This window comes from Streptomyces sp. TLI_55, from assembly GCF_900206255.1.
GTDB lineage: Bacteria > Actinomycetota > Actinomycetes > Streptomycetales > Streptomycetaceae > Streptomyces > Streptomyces aquilus.
In genome coordinates, this window is sequence record NZ_OAOJ01000002.1 from 27538 (window position 1) to 47539 (window position 20002).

Annotated in this window: 20 protein-coding genes; 7 read left to right on the top strand and 13 right to left on the bottom strand. The window is 69.7% G+C overall.

Features of this window, described 5'->3' with window-relative positions; all coding sequences use genetic code 11:
- Positions 1 to 18: 18 nt before the first annotated feature.
- The 6 genes from dxs to CRP56_RS43125 all read right to left on the bottom strand — a co-directional run bounded on the left by dxs (position 19) and on the right by CRP56_RS43125 (position 6281).
- The gene (gene dxs, locus CRP56_RS43100) at positions 19 to 1908 is read right to left on the bottom strand and encodes a 1-deoxy-D-xylulose-5-phosphate synthase (protein WP_097275147.1); all 1890 of its coding nucleotides are present in this window, start codon (positions 1906 to 1908) and stop codon (positions 19 to 21) included.
- A gap of 158 nt (positions 1909 to 2066) precedes the next feature.
- Positions 2067 to 3002: an aromatic prenyltransferase gene (locus tag CRP56_RS43105; protein ID WP_097275149.1), complete on the bottom strand. Its 936-nt coding sequence runs from the start codon at positions 3000 to 3002 to the stop codon at positions 2067 to 2069.
- Positions 3003 to 3497, bottom strand: coding sequence for a TetR/AcrR family transcriptional regulator (locus CRP56_RS43110; RefSeq protein WP_097275150.1), 495 nt, complete (start codon positions 3495 to 3497; stop codon positions 3003 to 3005). It lies immediately after the preceding gene.
- 9 nt (positions 3498 to 3506) lie between these two features.
- On the bottom strand, positions 3507 to 4421 hold the full coding sequence (locus CRP56_RS43115) for an aromatic prenyltransferase (RefSeq protein WP_097275152.1): 915 nt from the start codon (positions 4419 to 4421) through the stop codon (positions 3507 to 3509).
- 86 nt (positions 4422 to 4507) lie between these two features.
- Positions 4508 to 5164: an undecaprenyl diphosphate synthase family protein gene (locus CRP56_RS43120; RefSeq protein ID WP_097275154.1), complete on the bottom strand. Its 657-nt coding sequence runs from the start codon at positions 5162 to 5164 to the stop codon at positions 4508 to 4510.
- A gap of 46 nt (positions 5165 to 5210) precedes the next feature.
- Complete coding sequence (locus CRP56_RS43125) at positions 5211 to 6281, bottom strand: methyltransferase (protein WP_179851371.1); 1071 nt, start codon at positions 6279 to 6281, stop codon at positions 5211 to 5213.
- 1340 nt (positions 6282 to 7621) lie between these two features.
- On the opposite strand from CRP56_RS43125, the gene CRP56_RS43130 reads away from it, so the two are divergent.
- The 7 genes from CRP56_RS43130 to CRP56_RS43160 all read left to right on the top strand — a co-directional run bounded on the left by CRP56_RS43130 (position 7622) and on the right by CRP56_RS43160 (position 12606).
- A complete protein-coding gene (locus CRP56_RS43130; protein ID WP_097275156.1) occupies positions 7622 to 8941 on the top strand; it encodes a multidrug effflux MFS transporter in 1320 nt (439 codons plus the stop codon).
- An 879-nt stretch (positions 8942 to 9820) separates the two neighbouring features.
- Complete coding sequence (locus tag CRP56_RS43135) at positions 9821 to 10318, top strand: MarR family transcriptional regulator (protein WP_257042158.1); 498 nt, start codon at positions 9821 to 9823, stop codon at positions 10316 to 10318.
- Between the two features lie 80 nt (positions 10319 to 10398).
- On the top strand, positions 10399 to 10626 hold the full coding sequence (locus CRP56_RS43140) for a replication initiation protein, RepL2 (protein WP_228049661.1): 228 nt from the start codon (positions 10399 to 10401) through the stop codon (positions 10624 to 10626).
- 144 nt (positions 10627 to 10770) lie between these two features.
- Entirely contained in the window at positions 10771 to 11016 is a 246-nt protein-coding gene (locus CRP56_RS43145) for a hypothetical protein (RefSeq protein ID WP_179851372.1), read from the top strand.
- The gene (locus CRP56_RS43150; protein WP_097275160.1) at positions 11016 to 11393 is read left to right on the top strand and encodes a toxin Doc; all 378 of its coding nucleotides are present in this window, start codon (positions 11016 to 11018) and stop codon (positions 11391 to 11393) included. The genes CRP56_RS43145 and CRP56_RS43150 overlap by 1 nt, the downstream gene beginning before the upstream one ends.
- Positions 11394 to 11493: 100 nt before the next feature.
- Positions 11494 to 12009 carry a carboxymuconolactone decarboxylase family protein gene (locus CRP56_RS43155; RefSeq protein WP_101924621.1) on the top strand — a complete coding sequence of 172 codons (516 nt, stop codon included), beginning with the start codon at positions 11494 to 11496 and terminating at the stop codon, positions 12007 to 12009.
- A gap of 21 nt (positions 12010 to 12030) precedes the next feature.
- Positions 12031 to 12606, top strand: coding sequence for a TetR/AcrR family transcriptional regulator (locus tag CRP56_RS43160; protein ID WP_097275162.1), 576 nt, complete (start codon positions 12031 to 12033; stop codon positions 12604 to 12606).
- On the opposite strand, the gene CRP56_RS43165 is transcribed toward CRP56_RS43160, so the two are convergent.
- The 7 genes from CRP56_RS43165 to CRP56_RS43195 form a co-directional block, all read right to left on the bottom strand.
- Positions 12509 to 13066 carry a sigma factor-like helix-turn-helix DNA-binding protein gene (locus CRP56_RS43165; protein ID WP_097275163.1) on the bottom strand — a complete coding sequence of 186 codons (558 nt, stop codon included), beginning with the start codon at positions 13064 to 13066 and terminating at the stop codon, positions 12509 to 12511. The two genes, CRP56_RS43160 and CRP56_RS43165, sit on opposite strands and share 98 nt — an antisense overlap.
- A 148-nt stretch (positions 13067 to 13214) precedes the next feature.
- Positions 13215 to 14117, bottom strand: coding sequence for an aromatic prenyltransferase (locus CRP56_RS43170; protein ID WP_097275165.1), 903 nt, complete (start codon positions 14115 to 14117; stop codon positions 13215 to 13217).
- 105 nt (positions 14118 to 14222) lie between these two features.
- Entirely contained in the window at positions 14223 to 14870 is a 648-nt protein-coding gene (locus CRP56_RS43175) for a TetR/AcrR family transcriptional regulator (protein WP_097275167.1), read from the bottom strand.
- The gene (locus tag CRP56_RS43180; protein WP_097275169.1) at positions 14870 to 16456 is read right to left on the bottom strand and encodes an MFS transporter; all 1587 of its coding nucleotides are present in this window, start codon (positions 16454 to 16456) and stop codon (positions 14870 to 14872) included. The genes CRP56_RS43175 and CRP56_RS43180 overlap by 1 nt, the downstream gene beginning before the upstream one ends.
- Before the next feature lie 76 nt (positions 16457 to 16532).
- Entirely contained in the window at positions 16533 to 17306 is a 774-nt protein-coding gene (locus tag CRP56_RS43185; RefSeq protein WP_097275171.1) for a sigma factor-like helix-turn-helix DNA-binding protein, read from the bottom strand.
- A gap of 317 nt (positions 17307 to 17623) precedes the next feature.
- Positions 17624 to 19057: a DUF6851 domain-containing protein gene (locus CRP56_RS43190; RefSeq protein ID WP_097275173.1), complete on the bottom strand. Its 1434-nt coding sequence runs from the start codon at positions 19055 to 19057 to the stop codon at positions 17624 to 17626.
- Between the two features lie 17 nt (positions 19058 to 19074).
- On the bottom strand, positions 19075 to 19971 hold the full coding sequence (locus tag CRP56_RS43195; protein WP_097275175.1) for an aromatic prenyltransferase: 897 nt from the start codon (positions 19969 to 19971) through the stop codon (positions 19075 to 19077).
- Positions 19972 to 20002: the final 31 nt, after the last annotated feature.

Genomic DNA, 20002 nt, shown 5'->3' on the forward strand with positions numbered 1-20002 from the left:
TTGGGGGGTGCTGATAGGTCATGCGTGCAGGGACAGGAAGCGGGGGTTGCCGGCCACGGTGTGGGCGTGGACGAGGTGGGTGAGGGTGCGGGCGAGGTCCTGGGCGGTCAGTCCGATGTCGGCGAGGATCTCGGAGCGGTCGGCGTGCTGGAGGAACTCCTGCGGGATGCCGAAGGTCCGCACCGGCGTGGTGACGTCGGCGTCGCGCAGCAGCCGGGCGACGGCGTCGCCGACGGCGCCGACCCGGCCGTTGTCCTCGACGACGGCGACCAGGCGGTGCCGGCGGGCGGCGTCGACGAGGGCCGGGTCGAGGGGCTTGGCCCAGCGGGGGTCGACGACGGTGACGCCGAGGCCCTGGGCGGCGATGAGCCGGCCGGCTTCCACCGCCGTCCCGGCGACGGACCCGACGCCGATGAGCAGGACGTCCTCGATGCCGTGGCCGGTGTTCTCCAGGCCGGCGCAGCGGGACAGGACGTCCATGGTGCCGAGTTTGCCGACGGCTTCGAAGTCGGCCGGGACGCCGCCCTTGGGGTAGCGGACGACGCTGGGGCCGTCGTCGATGTCGACGGCCTCGCGCAGCAGTTCGCGCAGTCGGGCGCCGTCGCGGGGGGCGGCGATGCTGAGGCCGGGCACCGGGTACAGCATCGACATGTCCCACATGCCGTTGTGGCTGGGGCCGTCGCTGCCGGTGACGCCGGCCCGGTCGAGGGCGAAGGTGACCGGCAGGCGGTGCAGGGCGACGTCCATCAGCACCTGGTCGAAGGCCCGGTTGAGGAAGGTGGCGTACACCGCGACCACGGGGTGCAGTCCGCCGAGGGCGAGGCCGGCGGCGCAGGTCACCGCGTGCTGTTCGGCGATGCCGACGTCGAGGACGCGCTCGGGGTAGGCGTCGGCGAACTCGGCGAGGCCGGTGGGGTGGAGCATGGCAGCGGTCAGCGCGACGACGTCGGAGCGTTCGGTGCCGATCTTGACGAGTTCGTCGCCGAACACGTCGGTCCAGGAGGTGCCGGGGACGGCTTTCGAGGCGCCGGTGAGCGGGTCGAAGGCGCCGGGGCCGTGGAAGCGGTCCTCGGCGTGGTTCTCGGCGGGCGCGTAGCCGTACCCCTTCTTGGTGATGCAGTGCACCACCACGGGGCGGCCGAGCGCGCGTGCGGCGTGGAGGGCTTCCTCCAGGGCGGCAACGTCGTGGCCGTCGACCGGGCCGAGGTAGGCGAGGCCGAGGCCCTCGAACAGGGCTCGCGGGGCCGGGGCCGGGGCCGGGTCGGGGGTTGCCTCGCCGGCTGTCTCGTTGGTTGCCTCGCGGGCCGTCTCGCCGGTCGCTTCGCCCCGGAGGGAGGCCAGGTGGTCGGCGAGGCCGCCGATGGTGGGCGAGTAGGAGCGGCCGTTGTCGTTGAGGACGATCACCACCGGCTGGTCCTGGTGGCCGGCGATGTTGTTCAGGGCCTCCCAGGCCATGCCTCCGGTCAGCGCGCCGTCGCCGATGACGGCGACGACCTGGCCGTCGTCGCCGCGCAGCCGGTTGGCCCGGGCCAGGCCGTCGGCGTAGGAGAGCGCGGTGGAGGCGTGGGAGTTCTCGATGACGTCGTGCTCGGACTCGACCTGGCTCGGGTATCCGGACAGTCCGCCGCGCCGGCGCAGCTTGTCGAAGCCGGTACGGCGTCCGGTGAGCAGCTTGTGGACATAGGTCTGGTGGCCGGTGTCGAACAGCAGTCGGTCCCGCGGTGATTCGAACACCCGGTGCAGGGCGAGGGTCAGTTCGACGACACCGAGGTTCGGGCCGATGTGTCCTCCCGTCCTGGAGACCTTGGCCACCAGGAAGTCACGGATCTCGGCCGCGATGCCGGGCAGCTGGGAGGGTTCCAGCCTCCGCACGTCTTGTGGACATGTGATCTTCTCAAGAAGGCCCATGAACGGCTCCTCAGCGTAATTTTGAGTCCGAATCGGTAGGAACGACCGGTAAAGGAAGGCCAGCAAGGAAGGCCGATGGGAATGACCGGCCGCCGGGGCCGGGCAACGTGGCTCCCGTCCTGCCGGGACCGGGCCCGGCGGGACGGGAGCCGTGGACGCTACTCGCCGGAGTCGGACACGGTGGCGTGCATGTGGCTGGTCAGCCGGGGCCGCCACTGGTAGTACGACTGGATCTTGTAGTACTCCCCTCCGTCCTTCGGGGAGAGCGCGGCGTAGACGGCCTTGGGGTCGTCGTGGCCGTAGGGCACGGTCTTCAGGAAGTGCTCGATCTCCGGCTCGACCCGCGCGAGGACGGTCGTGGGGTCGACGGCGATCGCCGCGTAGCAGAACCGCTGGACCTTCGGGGAGTCCCAGTTGAAGGTCATGTAGAAGCCGAAGGCGCGCTCGGCGAAGTGGAGCAGGTCGGCGCTGGGCTGCGGCATGCCGAGGTCGCGCAGCATCGCGTGCACGTTGTCGGGCTTCAGCAGTTCGTCGACCTCGCCGAAGTACAGGTTCGTCGTGCGGTTCGCGTAGTCGATCCCGACGAGGGTGACGTTCTTGTCCAGGCCGTAGCGGGCGAAGAAGTCGAGGTTCGCGGCCACGGCGGGGGGTGCGGAGGGCAGGTCGGCGATCTCCGTCAGCCGCTGCATGTCGTTGGTGGGGAAGCACGACCAGGTCTTCTGGAAACCGCCGACGACACCGAAGTCGATGCCGTAGCTCTCCACGGGGAAACGCTCGGCGACCTCGGCGAGGAGGCTGCCGGAAGGGTGGTCGGTCTGCTCGGCCAGGCCCTTGGAGCGCAGCAGGGCATACGGGTCGACGTCGCCCGGCAGCATCATCAGGTGCAGGTTGAGCTCGCCCGCGTGGCGCTTGTCGGTCGCCGCGCGGAAGAGGATGGCGGCCTTGGCGAGGTTGTCCTGGAACGTGGTGACGATCGGCCAGACGGTGTCTCGGGCGAAGGTCACGTCCAACACGCCGGCGGTTTCCTCGATGGCTGCGTAGAGCTTCTGCGCGGCGAGCGCGGGAGCGTCTGTGGCGGCGAGTGCGGCTGACATTCAATCTCCTGGAATCTGAGGGGTCGACGGGGTCGGGTCCGGGCCCGACAGGTCCTGGGCCGCGTCCAGATGGCGCTGGACCGTCGGGGCGAAGGTGTCGACGAGTTCGTCCACGGACACCGACGCGATCGGCTCCATCCGCATCACGTAGCGCAGCATGATCAGGCCCACGATCTGGGCGACCACCGCGTTGAGCCGCAGCCGCGGTGCCGGGACCACCTCTCCCACCCGGTCGACGAACAGGGCGGTGAAGTGGTCCCGCAACTGGGCCGCGCCCTCCTCGCCGGTGGTGGCGGAGCTGATCTTCTGCAGCAGCTGCGGCCTGAGCGCGGGGTTCTCCCAGGCCGTCAGGGACATCCGGAAGAGGCGTTCGCCGAGCTGCTCCCGCGGCCCGGCGATCGCCTGCGCGAAGAGGGCGTTCGCCTGTGTGGCGAGGTCGGCGGGACCGGCGGTCGTGGGCTCGGCTGTCGTCGCTTGTTGTGCGGTTCGGGGCATGGTGGGCTCCTACCGCTGCGGCTGGGGGGCCTCGGCGAGCAGCTTCTGCTGGAGTGCGGAGAGCTGGTAGTACGAGCAGATCTCCAGGTACTCCTCGCCACGCACCCACTTGACCGCGAACAGGTTGACCTGTTCGCCCTCGTAGACGCGCGGGGTTTGGCGGGCGAACTTCTCGATGTGGGGGCCCAGGCGGCCGGGGATGGCCGCCGGGTCCAGGCCGCGTACGGGCGGCGGGGCGAAGGCGACCCGCAGGATGTCCGGGCTGTCCCAGCCGAGGGTGATGTTGGCCCGCAGCGACCGGTGGGCGAACTCCAGGACCCGCTGCTCCGGTTCCGGCATGCCGATCTCGCGCAGGAACGCGCCGATGGCGGCGGGTTCGGGGCGGCCGTCGGGGCCGAAGTGGAAGTACAGGCTGACGGTCTTGTGCCGGTAGTCGACGCCGACCATCGCGACCTCGGTCAGGCCGTGGCGGGCGAAGACCTCCGCGTTGGCGGCGACGGAGTCGGGCATGGACGGCAGGGCGACGAGGTCCGACACCTTCTGCATGGTCTGCGGGAAGTGCGCGTACAGCTTCTTGAAGCCGCCGACGATGCCGGCGTCGACGAAGTACTCGGTGATGGGCCAGCGTTCGCGGATGTCGGCGAGCACGGAGCCGACGGGGTGGTCGGTGGCGGTGGTGAGGCCCTGGGCGACCGCGTGGCCGTAGGGGTCGGCGACCGTCGAGGGCACGGTGAAGCTGTAGTCGAGTTCTCCGATGTGCTGGACGCCGGCCTGCACCCCGAACACGATCATGGCTTGGGAGAGTTCGTCCCCGAAGGCGTTCAGGACGGGAAGGACCTTGTCCCGTGCGCAGACCGCGCCCACCAGCTGAGCCGATTCCTCAAGTGCCGAACAGACCTTCTCTATGTCGGCGGTCCTGGACATTCGTTTGTCCTCCAGTGTCGAACAGTGTCGGTTCAGGTGGTGTGGGTGCAGGGGGTGTTGTTCAGGGGGGTGTTGGTTCAGGGGTTTCAGGCGGCTGGGTAGCCGCCGAAGCGGCGGTCGCGGGCGCGCAGGTCCTCGAGGGCGGCGGTGAAGTCGGCGCGGGTCATGTCGGGGAAGAGCACCGGGGAGAAGTGCAGTTCCGCGTACGGGGACATGAGCGGGAAGAAGGACGACATACGGGTCGCGCCGCCGGTGCGGATGAGGAAGTCGACCTGCTCGGGCACGTAGGCGTTGGCGGCGAGGATCTCCTCGGTCAGGGCCGGGACCTCGTCTTTGAGCCGGTTGAAGATGCTGATCACCTCATGGGTGAGGGACATCCCCAGGATGTAGTGCAGGGTGAACCCGGACTCCTTGTTCGACTTGTCCCGCAGGGCGCCCAGTTCGGTGAGGTAGTGGTCGTCGACGAGGTCGAGGGAGCCGGAGAAGTCGAAGGCCGAGGTGTCGTGGATGCGCCGCACCACGTCGGTGAAGGCCTCCATGAAGGTGGTCACGGCCGCTGCGGGGCGGCTGTGGTTGGCGGCGGAGGAGGCGGTGACGTAGAGCTTGTCGATGCCTTCCTCCTTCGCCCAGCCCATGAGTTCGATCAGCTTGTCCGCCATCGCCGCGTAGCCGTCGTCGAGCGAGACGCCGTACTTCTGGGACCAGCGGCGCATGCCGTCGGGCAGCAGCATCAGGGTGGTCACCGTGCTCTCCTTTCGTGGTGAGGGGGGGCGGGGGCCGGAGGGCGGTTCAGGCGACCTTGGTCGCGGTCAGCAGGGCCTGTACGGGGATGACGTCCGGCGGGATGTCGGCGGGGTCCCGTACGACCGTCTTCGTGACCTTGAACCCGGCCTGCTCCAGCAGGCTCTGGTAGACCGACACCTTCTGCGGGCCGCCCTGGCCCATGGCGGCGCCGATGAAGAAGGCGGGGAAGAAGTCGACGTTGTAGTTGTCGGCCTCGGTGATGTCCTCGGGGTAGACCGGCACCAGGACGTGGATCTCGCCGCCGGGCCGCAGCGAGGTGCTGATGCCGTTGAGGATCTTCAGGATGTCGTCCTTGTCGAACATGTCGAGGAAGTGCTTGACCATGACGACGTCGAACCCCTCGGGGATCGTGTCGAAGACGTTGCCGCCGATGAAGGACAGGTGCTCCTCAAGGCCCGCGGCCCGGAAGTTCTCCAGTGCCTCGGCCTCCTTCTCCGGCAGGTCGAAGGTGGTCACCTTCAGGCCCTCGGACGGCTTGGCCCGGTAGGTGTGGATGGCGCCCTGGCCGGTGTTGCCGGCCACGTCGAGCACCTGGGCGCCGGCGGGGATGTCGATGTTGGCGAAGAACCAGGGGTCGATGGTGGCGCTGACGGTGTTCATCGGCTCCAGCCAGGCGTCGTGCAGGTCCTGGTTGCCGGTCGCGGCGTCGTAGAGGGTGCCGTCGGTGCCGTAGAGCTCCTTGAGGCCGACGACCTTGCCGGTGCGGGCGGACTCGGTCAGGTAGTACAGCTGGCGCAGCGTCGTCACCTTGACCAGGTGCATGACGCCGCGGGCGCGTGCCAGGTCGTGGTCGGCGACCTCGGCGAGAGTGCCCAGACGGTAGCGGGCGCTGTCCTCGTCGTAGGTGACGAACCCTTCCTTGACCAGCAGGAACAGCAGCTGCTCCACGGCGTCGGGCTTGGCGTCGACGGCCTCGCCGAGTTCGGCGGCGGTCAGGCCCGCGCTGCCTCGGAGCTCGTCGACGATGCCCAGTTCGAACACGGACAGCAGGGTCATGAACCGGGTGGGCCCGACGATGTACTCGCGCAGGCGGCGGAGCGTGGCGTCTGACGTCATTGCAGTGATCCTTTTCGGTGAAAGGTGGAGGTGCTGTTCCTCGTCAGGGGGCAGGGCAGGAGGCGGTCGCCGAGCGGCGGCGGCGGCGGTCGAGGTCGCGGTCGCGCTCGCGGCCGAGGCGCGGTCGAGGGGCTGGTCGTCGACGGGTGCAGATGACCGGGAGCGCCTCGGAGTTGGGGCCCTGGGCGATGACGAGTTCGCTCAGCTCCGGCGGCTGCAGGCAACCGAACCGGGTGCGTGGAGGCGAGCGCGGACAGGCCGGTGAGGGGAGGGCGGGTGCCGTGGGCGACCGGGAGGTGCCGGGGGGCCGGATGCTGGGTGTGTCAGGGCTCCGGGCTGATGTGGTCGGTGACTGATGTGACGAGCCGTCACGATCTCTTGCTGCTACGCGAGTTCAGGAGCGCGCAGCTCAGTCCGCAGTGGTGCGGCGGGTTTTGGGCAGGGTCGGCGTGCCGAAATAGTGACACGCCCAATTCCCGGCGCCAAGGGAACCCCTGGAGCACTCCAGGCAGACTTCAGCCTCACGCTAGGGGTGGCGCGGGAGGGCTGCCGAGGGCTACGGGGCGGTGAGTTCGTGCCGGTTCCGGTGGGTTGGAGGGGCGTCGGCGGGGTGGGGCTTGGTGGCGGGCGTGGGCGCCGGCGGGGCGGTGGGGCGGGGGGCGCCGCGGTGGCGGGGCGCGGGGGCGCCGGGGTGGCGGGGCGCGGGGGCGCCGGGGCCGGAACGGCGGGACGCCCGGGCCGGGACGCCGCGACGGCGGGACGGCTGGGACGCCGGGGAGGCGGGAGGCGAGACGCCGGGACAGCGGGGAGGCCGGGCGCCGAGACAGCGGGGAGGCGAGATGCCGGGCGCCGGGACAGCGGGGAGCCGAGACGGCGGGGAGGCGAGATGCCGGGCGCCGGGACAGCGGGGAGCCGAGACGGCGGGGAGGCGAGATGCCGGGCGCCGGGACAGCGGGGAGCCGAGACGGCGGGGAGGCGAGATGCCGGGCGCCGGGACAGCGGGGAGGCCGGGCGCCGGGACAGCTGGGGAGGATTCCGGCGATGACCGGGGCCGGGCGGCAGGGCAGTTCTGGCAGTGGGGGAATCGAGGCGACACGGCGGCTTCGAAAGGCGCGTGGTCCGGTGGAGTGGCGGAGTCGGCGGGGGTGGGACCGGGTGGGAGTGAGGCTTCGGCCGCGGTTGGGCGGCGGCGGCGAAGGGCCCGGTAGCGGCGCGGGGGCTGGAGGCTGGGTGGTGCGGAGGTGCTGGTGGCAAGTCCGCGCCAGTCGTTGTCCGCCCGTTCTTGAGCGCCTTGTTGCGAGCATCAGCGGTAGCCACGTATCGACTGACGCGGAGGGCGCATGTCTCAACATGCCGAGGAAGCCGTCGCCGACGGCAAACGGTTCCCCAACACGCCGGCAGCGGCGAAGGGCGTACAGAGCACGGCGGGCGAGGGTGAATCGCCGCGCCGGACCGGGCTCTTCATCGCCTTCGTCCTCGGCGCCCTCGCGGCGGTGCCGCCGATGTCGATGGACATGTACCTCCCGGCCCTGCCGAAGGTCACCAGCACCCTGAACTCGACCGCGACCACCGTCCAGCTGACCCTGACGGCCTGTCTGACCGGCATGGCCCTCGGGCAGATGGTGGTCGGCCCGATGAGCGACAAGTGGGGCCGGCGCAGGCCGCTGATGGCCGGCCTGCTCCTCTACATCGTCGCCTCCGTGGCCTGCGCCTTCGCGCCCACCGCCGAGATCCTCGTCGGCTGCCGGCTGCTGCAGGGTCTGGCCGGTGCGGCCGGCGTCGTGATCGCCAGGGCCGTCGTACGCGATCTCTACGACGGACTGGCCATGGCCCGGTTCTTCTCCACTCTGCTGCTGGTCTCCAGCATCGCCCCGATCATCGCGCCCGTCATCGGCGGCCAGGTGCTGCGGCTCATCACCTGGCGGGGGATCTTCCTCGTCCTCGCCGCGATCGGCGCCGCGCTCACCGTACTGGTGTGGCGCAGGCTGCCGGAGACGCTGCCGCCGGCGCGGCGGCAGACCGGTGGGGTGCTCGAGGCGCTGTGGATCATGCGAGGGCTCTTCGCGGACCGGGTCTTCTCCGGCTACCTCATGGTGAACGGCTTCGCGTACGGCGCCCTGTTCTCCTACATAGCCGCCTCGCCGTTCGTGATCCAGGAGGTCTACGGGGCGTCTCCGCAGACCTTCTCGCTGCTGTTCGGCCTCAACTCGTTCGGCCTGATGGTCACCGGCCAGATCAACGGCAAGATCCTCGTCGGCCGGGTCGCTCTGGAAAAGGTGCTCGGCTGCGGTCTGGCGATGCTCGGCGTCGCCGGGACGATGCTGCTGCTGGTGACGCAGGGCGTCTTCGGCGGAACGAGCACGGCTGCGCTCGCGGCCGGTCTGTTCCTCATGATCTCCGCGCTGGGTCTGGTCCTGCCCAACACCAACGCGCTCGCCCTGATGCGCACCCCGCACGCCGCCGGTTCCGCCTCCGCGCTGATCGGCACGTCCTGCTTCGTCATGGGTGCGATCGCCTCGTCGGCCGTCGCGGTCACCGGCAAGGACTCGGCGGTGCCGATGGCGCTGGTTCAGCTGTGCAGCGCACTGGCCGCGATCGTCGCCTTCTTGGTGGTGTGCCGGCCACGGCGGGACCGGGCGGCGGCCACCCTGGAGCACTGACCGGACCCCGGTGCTCGTACCCGCGCTCCGCCCGGGCCCAAGCACCGAAGAGCTCTTCGGCCAACCGTTCCTCCACGCCCGAGTACGCCGACCGCTTCGTCAGAGCGGTCGCAACAGGCCCCCCACCGGCTGACCGGCCGGGGGCCTGAAGCTCGGCCGTAGCCGATGGGCAAGGACTCCCCGCGGGACAGAGCAGCCGGCGCCCCCGAAGAGATGCAGGCGCGGGCCACGTCACGGCGGACACCACCCACATCCCACTCCCCCAGCCACAGAACGGCACCTCAACGAACCTTCGCGACGCATCGCGCACAGGCGGAGGTACCTCCGCCCGTCACCGGCCGTCACCCCGCTTGTTGTTGTTGCTTCGTCGACGGGATCAACCGCCCGAGACGCAGGACCGTTGATGCCGTCCACGACCGGTCGACAAGTACGGCGTTGCACGCGAAGCCGCCTTCACCACAGACAAACTGACGGCGGTGCGTCAGGTCAGAGGGCTGCAGGGATTGAGCGGGTATAAGAGGGCGCCGTCTGAATAACGCTCTGACCTGCGCATATGCAGGCAGTCGACCGACCCTCAGGTCGGGTAACCCGATCTCAGCCTCGGGTTACCCGACCTGAGGGTCGTGTGGGGCCGACTGCAGGGTCTTGTGGTCCCGATCCAGTGAGCGGGTCAACCAGATCCGGAGGTCGTGTGCACACGATCCTGGGATCGGGTGAGATGAACGATAAGTACATTGCAGAGTCTGATGGTTGAGCCTGAGATGTCGGCGGGCTCACGCCCTTGGCCAGTCATACGACACGACCGAGGAAGCAAGAATGCATTGACCGGAGGTGCATGTACGTTACGTTCATCTCAACCGATCTCACGGTCGGCTCGCATTGTCCGATCAGCAACGCCCCAGGTTCGGAGGAACGTTGGCATCAGCACGGCCCGTCCGGCGCGTGGTGGATGAGTTCGGCAACGACGTCCCCACCGCGCCGTACGCCTACAGCGGCTGGCACGCCACCGTGGACAAGGAGCGAGTGCGCGCCATCACGCGTAAGTCATCAGGCTTCACGCCGGCCGAGAAGTTCATGGTCCTCTGGTTCATCGGCGCGTCGCCCCCGGGCATGGATCCGGTGCACCGTACCGGCAAGGACATCGCGGAAGAGGTCGGCATGACGCCCGACGCTCTTGCGCGGATCATGAAGAAGCTGGCCAAGCACCGTCTGATCATCGAGACTGGGAAACTGGGCCGGATCAAGCTGTACAGGATCAGTCCCTACATCGCCTTCCATGGATCGGGCCTCGATCAGAGGGAAGCGGTGCGGGACTGGAACCCGCCCGACATCCCAGGATGGACGGCGCCGGGTCCGCGGGGCTGGGAGGGCCAGTGAACGCTACTGACGGCACGTACTACCGCACGCTCTTGCGGCGCACGGCAGGCTTGTCCGCGAGTCAACGCCTGATCGTCCTGATGTACGCGATGATGCCGACCGACCGGGCCGGCGCGGTGCGCATGACCGGACAGGAATTGGCTGCGGAGGTCAACATGACCCCCACTGTTTTCTCCCGGATGCGGCGGCAGCTGGTGGAGGCGGGCTGGCTGGAGCAGTCCGACCGGTTCTCCAACATCGTGTACTACCGGCTGACCCCCCGTGCCACGGGGGAGGAGAACGTCGTGCCCATGCGGCGTGCCCTGTGAGGTCTCCCTGGCGGTGCGCTTCCGGCATGTACGGATCGTTCATGTGAAACGACTCCTCGGTCGGGTCACATGACATCAGCGCTGTCCGGAAGGGATCACGACTTCGGCCCTGACGTCGAGGCACCTAGTAGGTACCATTGTCGTATGCCATCGCTGAACGTGTCTTTCACCGACGAGGAGCTCGAAGGCGTGCGTGCGGCCGCTGCTGCCGAGGGCAAGAGCCTCAAGCAGTATCTGCACGACCTCGGGGTGCGGGAGATGCACCGTAAGCGGTTCGTCGCGGGTGCCGGGGCGTGGGCTGATCGGCTGCGGGCGGAGTTCGACGAGGCGTTCCCCGATGAGGTGCCGCCCGCCGAGCGTGCGGGTGGGGGCGGGGCCGCGGCCGCCTGATGCAGCTGTACGTTGATGTCTCCTGGCTGCTCGATGTCCAGGAGGCCGCTCTCGGCACCGAGGATGTCTCGGTTGCCGACTACTCCGCCTTGGTCGCCGCTGTCGCGCGGCACAAGACCAAGCTGCCCACGCTTGAGGCCGCCGACCCGGACGCGGCCTGGCGGGCGGCCGCGCTCATGCACACCATCGTGCGGCTGGAGCCGCTCCCGCACCGCAACAGCCTGTTCGCCGCGTTCGTCGCGGCCCAGTACATGGACCAGTCCGGGGAAGGCATCGACCCGCCCTACGGCGCGCTGTCGGACCTCGTACGCAAGATCCGTGACTCCCGGCTCCGGGTTCCTGCCGTGGCCGAGCAGCTGCGCGCCTGGAAAATCTGAGGGCGCCCGGCACCTGCGCCCGTTCTCCTGTCACAACTGCTTCCGCCCATCCGTCAGTGCAGTGAACACACCGACATTGACGTGAAGGAGAGCACCAGCCATGACGCACACGCCCTCGAACGCAGGCCCGGCCGCCGGATCGATCTCGCGGATGTCCGACCCGACCGAGTACGTGCCTGAGATGAAGGACATCAGCGCCGCCCTCTTCCGGGCCACGGGCAACAAGTCCGTGCCGCGGACCACGATCAATCTCGTTCATCTGCGCGCCGGGCAGATCGTGGGCAACACGTATCTGACGGTTCTCAACACCGGTTTCCTGCGCAAGGGCGGGGAGTCCGAGGAGCGCATCACCGCGGTCGCCTCGTGGCAGGACGCCCCCTACTTCACCGACGCCGAGCGTGCTGCTCTCGCGCTGGTGGAGGCCACCCTCCAGCCCGCCCCGCACGGCAGGGAGCGCGTCACCGACGAGTTGTACGCCGAGGTGGCCAGGCACTACGACAAGAAGGCGCTGGCCACGCTCACCGTCGCCATCGGTCAGATCAACTTCTTCGTCGCCCTGGCCGTCATCGGCAAGCCTCAGCCCGTCGCCTCCCTCGCAGACGCGCAGTGGGACTGAGCCGATGTCTAAGATGTCGGGGTGCGTGCGGGGCTGAGTGGTGAGTCGGTGGTGCGGGGCGGGGCCGAGCTGGCCGATGAGGTCGGGTTCGAGCAGGTGACCGTGTCCGCGCTGGCTCGGCGGTTCGATGTCACCGTCGCGAGTCTGTACTCGCATGTGAAGAACTCGCAGGAGTTGAGGGTTCGGATCGCTCTGTTCGCTCTGGAGGAGCTCGCCGACCGCGCAGCCGTCGCCCTTGCCGGGCGGGCCGGGAAAGACGCGTTGAGCGCGCTCGGGAACGTCTACCGGGACTATGCGCGGGAGCATCCGGGGCGGTATGCGGCGACTCAGTTGCGGCTCACCCCGGAGGAGGCGGCTCGTAGTGCCGGAGGGCGGCATTCGCTGATGACGCGGGCCGTTCTGCGGGGGTACGACCTGGTGGAGCCGGACCAGACACATGCCGTCCGGCTCCTGGGGAGCGTCTTTCACGGCTTCGTCAGCCTGGAGGCGGGGGGCGGCTTCAGCCACAGCTCCCCGGAGAGCGGGGAGAGTTGGGCTCGGGCGCTTGATGCCCTGGACTCGCTGTTGCGCAACTGGCCTGCTCCGGCTGCCGTTTGAGCTCCTTCACCCAGCGGATCCCGCTGATGCGGCCGTCGAGGATGTCCAGGTGCAGGGCGCCGAGTGCCTGACCGTCGTGGTCGCGGAAGACCGCGCCCTGGTGGTGGCCGGCCTGGTGCGGCTCCATGGTGATGCCCACGCCGGTCAGCGCCGGGACGATCGCGGCGAGGGCGCGGGCCACGTGGTCCGCGCCGGCGATGAGGGGCGGCCAGGAGGGCAGGCGGCCGTCCGTGCCGGTCGTTCTCGACACGGCCGTGGTGATGTGGTGGTACGTCGTCTCCGAGCAGCCCACGACTGCCGCGGTCCGCGCGGGGGCGCAGTCGAAGACCTGGCGTAGGACGAACACCGCGCGCTGGAGCGGGGAGAGGCGTTCCAGGAGGGAGAGGGCCGCCGCCGTGGTCACGGCGGGGTCGTAGCGCAGCCAGGTGTCCAGTTCATCGGGATCTTTGCTCCGGCTCATGCAAGCCCCCCTCCTCACGTCCGCGCATGCGTCCGGCGGGAGGTCATTGGGTCACAGAGTGGTGGAGTGACGCTCGTCGGCGGCTTGAGGGCGGGTGGAGTGCCCCTCGGGAGGGCGGGTGGTGCCGTCCTCCCGAGGGCGGCGGTCACTAGGCGTCCGGGCCCAGCAGCCCCTTCGCCTCCACCGAGCCGGGGCTCAGCTGGTAGTACGTCTGGAGCTTGAAGTACTCGCCGCCGGAGTAGGAGGCCACGTTGTAGAGGCCCTTTCCGGCGATGTCGTAGGTGTGGCCCACGTTGGTCGCGAACTTCTCGATCCTCGGGTCCACCGCTGTGCGCTGCGGGAGTTCCTTGAGGTCCGGGACCATGGTGGCGAACGTGATGCGCTGGATCTTCGGGGAGTCCCAGGTCAGCGTGGTGTAGATGCCGATCGCCTGCTGGGCCATCCGCAGCAGTTGCTCGCTGGGCTCGGGCAGGCCCAGGTCGCGCAGCATCGCGCGGACCGTCTCCGGTTCGCGGCACTTGTCGGGGGCGCCGACGAAGTAGACGTTGACCGTGCGGCTCGGGTAGTCGATGCCGATCATGCTGAGCTTGTCGTCGAGGCCGTAGCGGGCGTAGAAGTCCAGGTTCTCGGCCAGGCTGGGGGCCATGGACGGGATCTCGGCCAGGTGGGACAGCTTCTGGAGGTTGTTCAGGGGGAGGAAGGTCCACGTCTTCTTGAAGCCGCCGATGACGCCGAAGTCGACGCCGTGGGTGACGATCGGGAACTGTTCCATGACGTCGTCGAGCAGGCGGCCGACGGGGTGGTCCGTGGCTTCGGCGAGGCCCTTGGAGACCGCGTAGGTGTACGGGTTGACGTCGCCGGGCAGCGCGGTGAAGCGGCAGTCGAGGTCGTCCGTGCTCTTGGTGGTCACCCGGAAGGCGACGACGACCGACGGGAGGTCGTAGGTGTTCAGGATGGGCCAGACCGTCTCCCGCGAGGGTGTGATGTCCAGCAGTCCGGCCGTCTCCTCGATGGCGGAGTAGATGCGCTCCCGCTCATCTGCCGTGGCCATAGTTCCTCCAGTTTCCGTTACGCGAGTTGGTGAGAATCCAGCAGGGCCCTCCGGTCCCGGCGGTCACACCGGGGGCCGGAAGGCCCTGTTGTCGTAGGGAGGTGGCTAGAGCGTGAGTCCGCGCTCCAGTACCGTCAGCGCGCGCTCGACGCGTTCCGGCAGGTCGCCCTGTTGTCCGTGGCTTCCCCAGTCGAGCACCGCCTGGTGGAGGCCGCCCATGAAGGCGCCCACCACCACCCGCAGTTCGAGCTCGTCGGGCCGGCGGCCGGTGCGCTCGGCGAGGGCCACGATGAGCTGTTCGACGGCCCGGTCCTGGGCGGCGTGCATCTGCGCCCGTACCGCGGGGACTTCACGGACCAGCGCCATCTTCCAGGTGTACTCGGCGCTGTAGTCCTCGTGGAACAGGCGCATCATCCCGGTCAGTGCCTCCCGCAGGGCGGCCAGCGGAGGTTCGTCCGCCGGCCGGGCCCGCAGGAGTTCGACCGTGGCGACGGCGTAGTCGCTGCGGAGGACGATGTCCTCCTTGGTGGGGAAGTACCGGAAGACGGTGCTCGGGGAGACCTCGGCCGCGGCGGCGATCTGCTCGATGGTGGTGTTCTCGTACCCCATCGTCTCGATCAGCCGGTACGCCACCTGCTGGATCGCCTGCCGGGTGCGTAGCTTCTTGCGCTCGCGCAGGCCCAGTCCGGCTTCGGCGTCGACCAGGGCCGACGCCTGCGGTGCGGCGGTCGCGGCTGACGGTGTCCGGGTCATTACCGGGCGCCCTTGGCCACCTGCGGCACGGACGGGGTGTCGGTGGTGTCGGCCGGGGTGCCCTCGGCCACCCTGGTGTCGGCCGGGGTCTCCTCGGCCGCCGCCTGCCGGGCCTTGCGGTCGTCGGGGAGGACGAAGAAGCTCAGCAGGGCCGTGGCCAGGGCGGCGACGGCGCAGACCAGGAGCACCACGGTGACGCCGTGGGTGAAGGCGGACTCCGCGGACTCGGCGAGCCTGGCGAGGTTGAGCTTCTCGGCGACGCCCTGGGCGGCCACGATGGACTCCTCGGCGGCGTCGGCGGCCTGGGCGGGCACGCCGCTGGTGTCGAGCCGGTCGGTGAAGACCGCGTTGAGCACACTGCCGAGGACGGCGATGCCGACAGAGCCGCCGACCTGCCGCAGGGTGTTCATCAGGCTGCTGCCGGTGCCCGCCTTGGCCTTGGGCAGCGCGGCGAGGGCGCTGTCGAGGGCCGGCACCATGACGAAGCCGGCGCCGAGTCCGGTGAAGGTCATCCACAGTGCGGTGAAGCCGTAGCCGGTGTCGGCATCGGTGGTGCTGCCGACCAGCATGGACGCGCCCATGAGGACCAGACCGGCGATGACCAGCGGGCGGGTGCCGAAGCGGGCCGTCAGCGGCGGTACGGCACGGGCGACGAAGATCAGGCCGGCCATGAGCGGCATGAGGCGCAGGCCGGTGCCGAACGCGTCGTGGCCCTGGACGGCCTGGAGGTACTGGGGCAGGACGAAGAGCAGGCCGGTGAAGGTGAACATGCCCAGCGTGCCGACGAGGGTGTTCCAGCGGACGGCGGGGTTCTTCAGCAGGCCGATGTCCATCATGGGGTGGCTCTGGCGGCGTTCGCGGGCCGCGAGGGCGATGAGCATGGCCAGGCCGCCGATGAGGGAGCCGGCGATGACCGGGTCGGTCAGGCCTTCGTTGGGCGCCTCGATGACGCCGTAGATGAGGGCACCGAGGCCGAGGATCCCGAGGACGGTGCTGACCGGGTCGATGGTGGGAGCCGAGGGGTCGCGGGTCTCGGGGACGAGGGCGAGGCAGGCGATGATGCCGACGACGACCAGTGGGATGTTGATGACGAAGACCGAGCCCCACCAGAAGTGTTCGAGCAGCCAGCCGCCGACCAGCGGTCCCAACGGCAGGCCGATCGAGAGGCCGACGGTGATGATGGCGATGGCTTTGGTCTGCTCGGCGCCCTTGAAGAGGGTCGGGACGACGGACATCGTGAGCGGCATGATCAGCGCGGCGCCGACACCCATGATGGTGCGGGCCACGATGACCGGGCCGGGGGTCGACACGAGCGCTCCGAGGACCGAGCCGCCCAGGAAGATCGCGAGGCCTGTCACCAGCAGCTTGCGCCGACCGAAGCGGTCGCCGAGCAGACCGGCGGGCAGCATCGCGGAGGCGTAGACGACGGCGTAGGAGTCGACGATCCACTGCAACTGGCCCGTGTCGGCGCCGATGTCGGCGGCCATGGTGGGCAGAGCCACGTTCAGGATCGTCAGGTCGAATCCGATGACGAGCACGCTGATGGTCAGTCCCACCAGCGCCAACCAGCGATTTTTGAGAGCCATATTCAAATGATGGTTACTCGCATTAGAGAGTCGGTAGAGCGAAGCTGGATCGGGTGATTCCGACTCAAGTCGATCTTCAGCGCCCCTCGTTGGCCTGCCGCAGGATCGCGTAGGCCTCGGCGACGGGGTCCGCGTCCGCGACCAGGTCGGGGTTAACCACCAGGTGGACCTCCTCGATCCGGTCCTCGTGGACGCCGAGCGCCAGCGCGTTCAGGACCCGGCCGGTGCGGTCGCGGAAGACCGAGCCGGGGCGGCCGTTGACCATCCGGTTCTCGACGGTGACGCCGATCCGCATCAGCGGCGGGACGATCGCGCCGAGCAGCCGGGCCACGTTACGGGTGCCGGCGATGTAGGTGGGCCACGGCAGCGGCTCGCGGCCGCCGTCGCTGGTGGTGGCGATGGCGGCGACGAGCTGGCCGCACGCCTCGGGCGAGCAGCCGACGGCCGCCGCGGTCTCCTCGACGCTGCATCCGAACGCCTCGCTCAGCACGAACACCGCGCGCTCCAGCGGGGAGAGCCGCTCCAGCACCAGCAGGGCCGCCGTGAGCAGCGAGTCGGTCAGTCCCGCCGGGTGCTCGGGGTCGGGGTCGATGAGCAGCGGGGCGGGGGGCCAGGGGCCGGCGTAGGCGTCCTGCTGACGCAGGCGGTCCGAGCGCAGGGCCTCGGTGGAGATCCGGGTGACCTCGGCCGCGAGATGGCCTTCGACGGACGCGGGGCGGACGGAGGTGTCCGCCCAGCGCCGCCCGGCCACCCGGACCGCGTCCTCGGCGCGGCCGGCGCTGCCCAGGATGCGGTGGGCGATGGCCAGCAGCAGCGGTCGTACTTCCTCGAACTCCTCGGTCCTGGTCACACCGGCTCCTCCTTGGCGGCCGTGGTCGTCTGATGTGCCGTCACGTCCGGCCGTCCAGGCGCGCTTCGTCGCCTGTCGTCAGGTGGGTGTGTCCCGGGGGCTCACACGTCGCGCTCGCCTCGGCACCGGAAGATGCGGGCGGCTGTCGGACGGGGCGAAAGCGGGTGTGCCCGCCCTGGGGGGATGAGGTCGGGCGGGCACACCTGCGGAAGGGGATACGTGGTTCATGCTAGGCGCCGGGCTACGTCAAGTCCCGTGTGTCCTACGGAACTTCGAGCTCAGCTGCACCGGACCTGCCGCGCGCGGTGCGGTGCGGGTCAGCCCTCGACGTCGCCGTCGATGTGGCGTCGTACGAACTCGTAGGCCAGGTCGCCGAACTGGGTGCCGAACGTGGCGGACTTCTCCACGGTCTGCGGGAAGTTCGCGCCCGCCCAGACCCGGCTGTCGGCGCTGTCGGCGACGAACTCGGTCCAGGTCTCCCAGGTCAGCTTCAGGTCGCCGGCCGGGGCGATGCCGGGCTCGGTCTGCGAGGAGCCGGCCGGGAAGGCGTACGTCCAGTCCAGGACGTCGTCGCCGAGGAAGCGGCGGGCCGCCTGCGCCTGGGCGGCGAAGAGGGTGGTGAAGCCGGACGGGAACTCGGGGTGGTTGCCGACCGGCAGGTACCCCTCCCACTCGGCGGCCGGGATGTCCTCGACGGTGCCCTTGCCGGGGCCGCCCCAGGCGGTCACCCGGTCGTCGCCGTACACGTGGCGCACCGCGCTGAACGGCCGTACGGCGTCGTGGTGGTGCTTGTGGTGCCAGACGGCGATCAGGTCGTCGAAGCGGGCCAGCGAGGTCACCATGAACAGGTGGACCCAGCCGTCCAGGTCCAGGTCGTGGGAGACGGCGGCGGCGCGCGGCGCGAGCGTGACGGACGCCGGCGTGTACTCGAAGAACTCCGTCTTCACCTTCTGCTCGTCGGTGAGCTTCGCCGACGCCGCCAGGACCTGGTCCACCGCGCTCTTGTAGGCGGCGGAGTCGGCGGAGTTGAGGTGGTCGGGTGCGGTGAGCTCGAAGGTGGCCGGGTCCTTGTACGTGTAGGGCTCGACCAGCCGCAGCTGCGGGGTGGCGAACTCCTGGACGGTGAAGATGCCCAGGTCGCCGGGTCCGCCGCCGACGCGGCGGCGGTGCGGGCCGACGGCCGGCTGCCAGCGGGTGGGGTCGGTGAGTTCGTGGGCGGTGTTCACCGGCCGGTAGCCGGTGTAGTCGGCGAACGGACGGCGGTGGTAGGCGCGGCCCTCGTCGCCGAGGTGGTTCATGCCGTCGTGGGCACGGGCCTCGACGATGGACCGGCCGGCGATGTTGCCGATGCCGATCGGGGTGGTCGGGTCCTCCGAGACGTCGTCGGGGTCCAGGCCGAGCGCGAGCATCGCCTGCTTCATGACGGGCGCGCGCTCCGCGAACACGGCCTGCACCACCTGGTAGGAGGCGTACATGATGGCGATGTTCTTGTTGCGGTTGGTGGCCGACTCCTCGGCCGGGCGGCGCCCGATCCGGGAGTGCACACCGACCGCGGTCGGGTGGTACGGGGCCACCGCGTCGAACCACGACATCTGGAACAGGTGGGTGATCCAGGTGTACGTGGCCACGTCACCGGGGGCCATGGCGTCGGCCGCGGGGAAGCCGCCGCCGGCGTTGGTGGTGATGAGGTCGCGGATGATGTTGCCGTTGTCGAAGTCGAAGTTGAGCTGGGGTGCGCGCCCGGTCGTCATGGGTGGTGTCCTCTTCTTCACGCGTTGCCGTCGAAAAACTGCAGCTGCCGCGGCGTGGCCTGGTAGTACGCCGCGAGGTCGAGGTGCTCGGCGGTGGGCGTCCACTTGACGGCCGAGGCGTTGACGAGCTCGCCGGTGTAGGTGTGGGGTGCGCCGCGCAGGAACTGCTCCATGTGCGCGGGGAGTTGGACGGGCAGGGCCGTCAGGTCCATGCCGCGGCGGGGCTGCGGGGCGAAGGAGATCCGCTTGATCTGCGGGGAGTCCCAGCCGATGGTGGGGTAGACGCGGTACGAGCCGCGCGCGTACGTGACCATCGGGTCGCTGGGCTCGGGCAGACCGATCTCGCGGAGCATCGCCCGGATGGCCTTGTCCTCCAGGTTGCCCGCGAGGGGGGCGGGCAACTGGAAGTACAGGTTCATCGTGCGGTTCTGGTAGTCGATGCCCGTCAGCACGATGTCGGTGAGCCCGTGGCGGGCGAAATAGTCGGCGTTCGCGGCCAGTGCGGGCGGCGCGGACGGCAGGGCCGCGAGGTCCGCGACCTTCTGTGGGGCCTGGAACTGGGTGTAGATCTTCTTGAAGCCGCCGACGACCCCGCCGTCGATGAAGAGGTCACCGACCGGCGCCCGGGAGCGGATCTCGGGGAGCAGGGTGGTGACGGGGTGGTCGGTCCGTGGGACGAAGCCGCCGGCGAGGGCGGGCTGGTAGGGGTCGGTCTCGGCGGACACCTGGACGGTGTACTCGAGTTCGCCCGCCTCGCGGCCGCCGATGCTGAAGACGATGAGGCCCTCGGTGAACGCGTCCTGGTAGGCGGACAGGATCGGCCAGACCTCGTCGCGTGCGCAGCGCGCGCCTACCAGAGCGGCCGCCTTCTCGACGGCCGCGTACAGCTCTTCTGCCTCGATGCCCCGGGACATCAGTCCTCCATGTGATCGGGCGTGGGGTGGT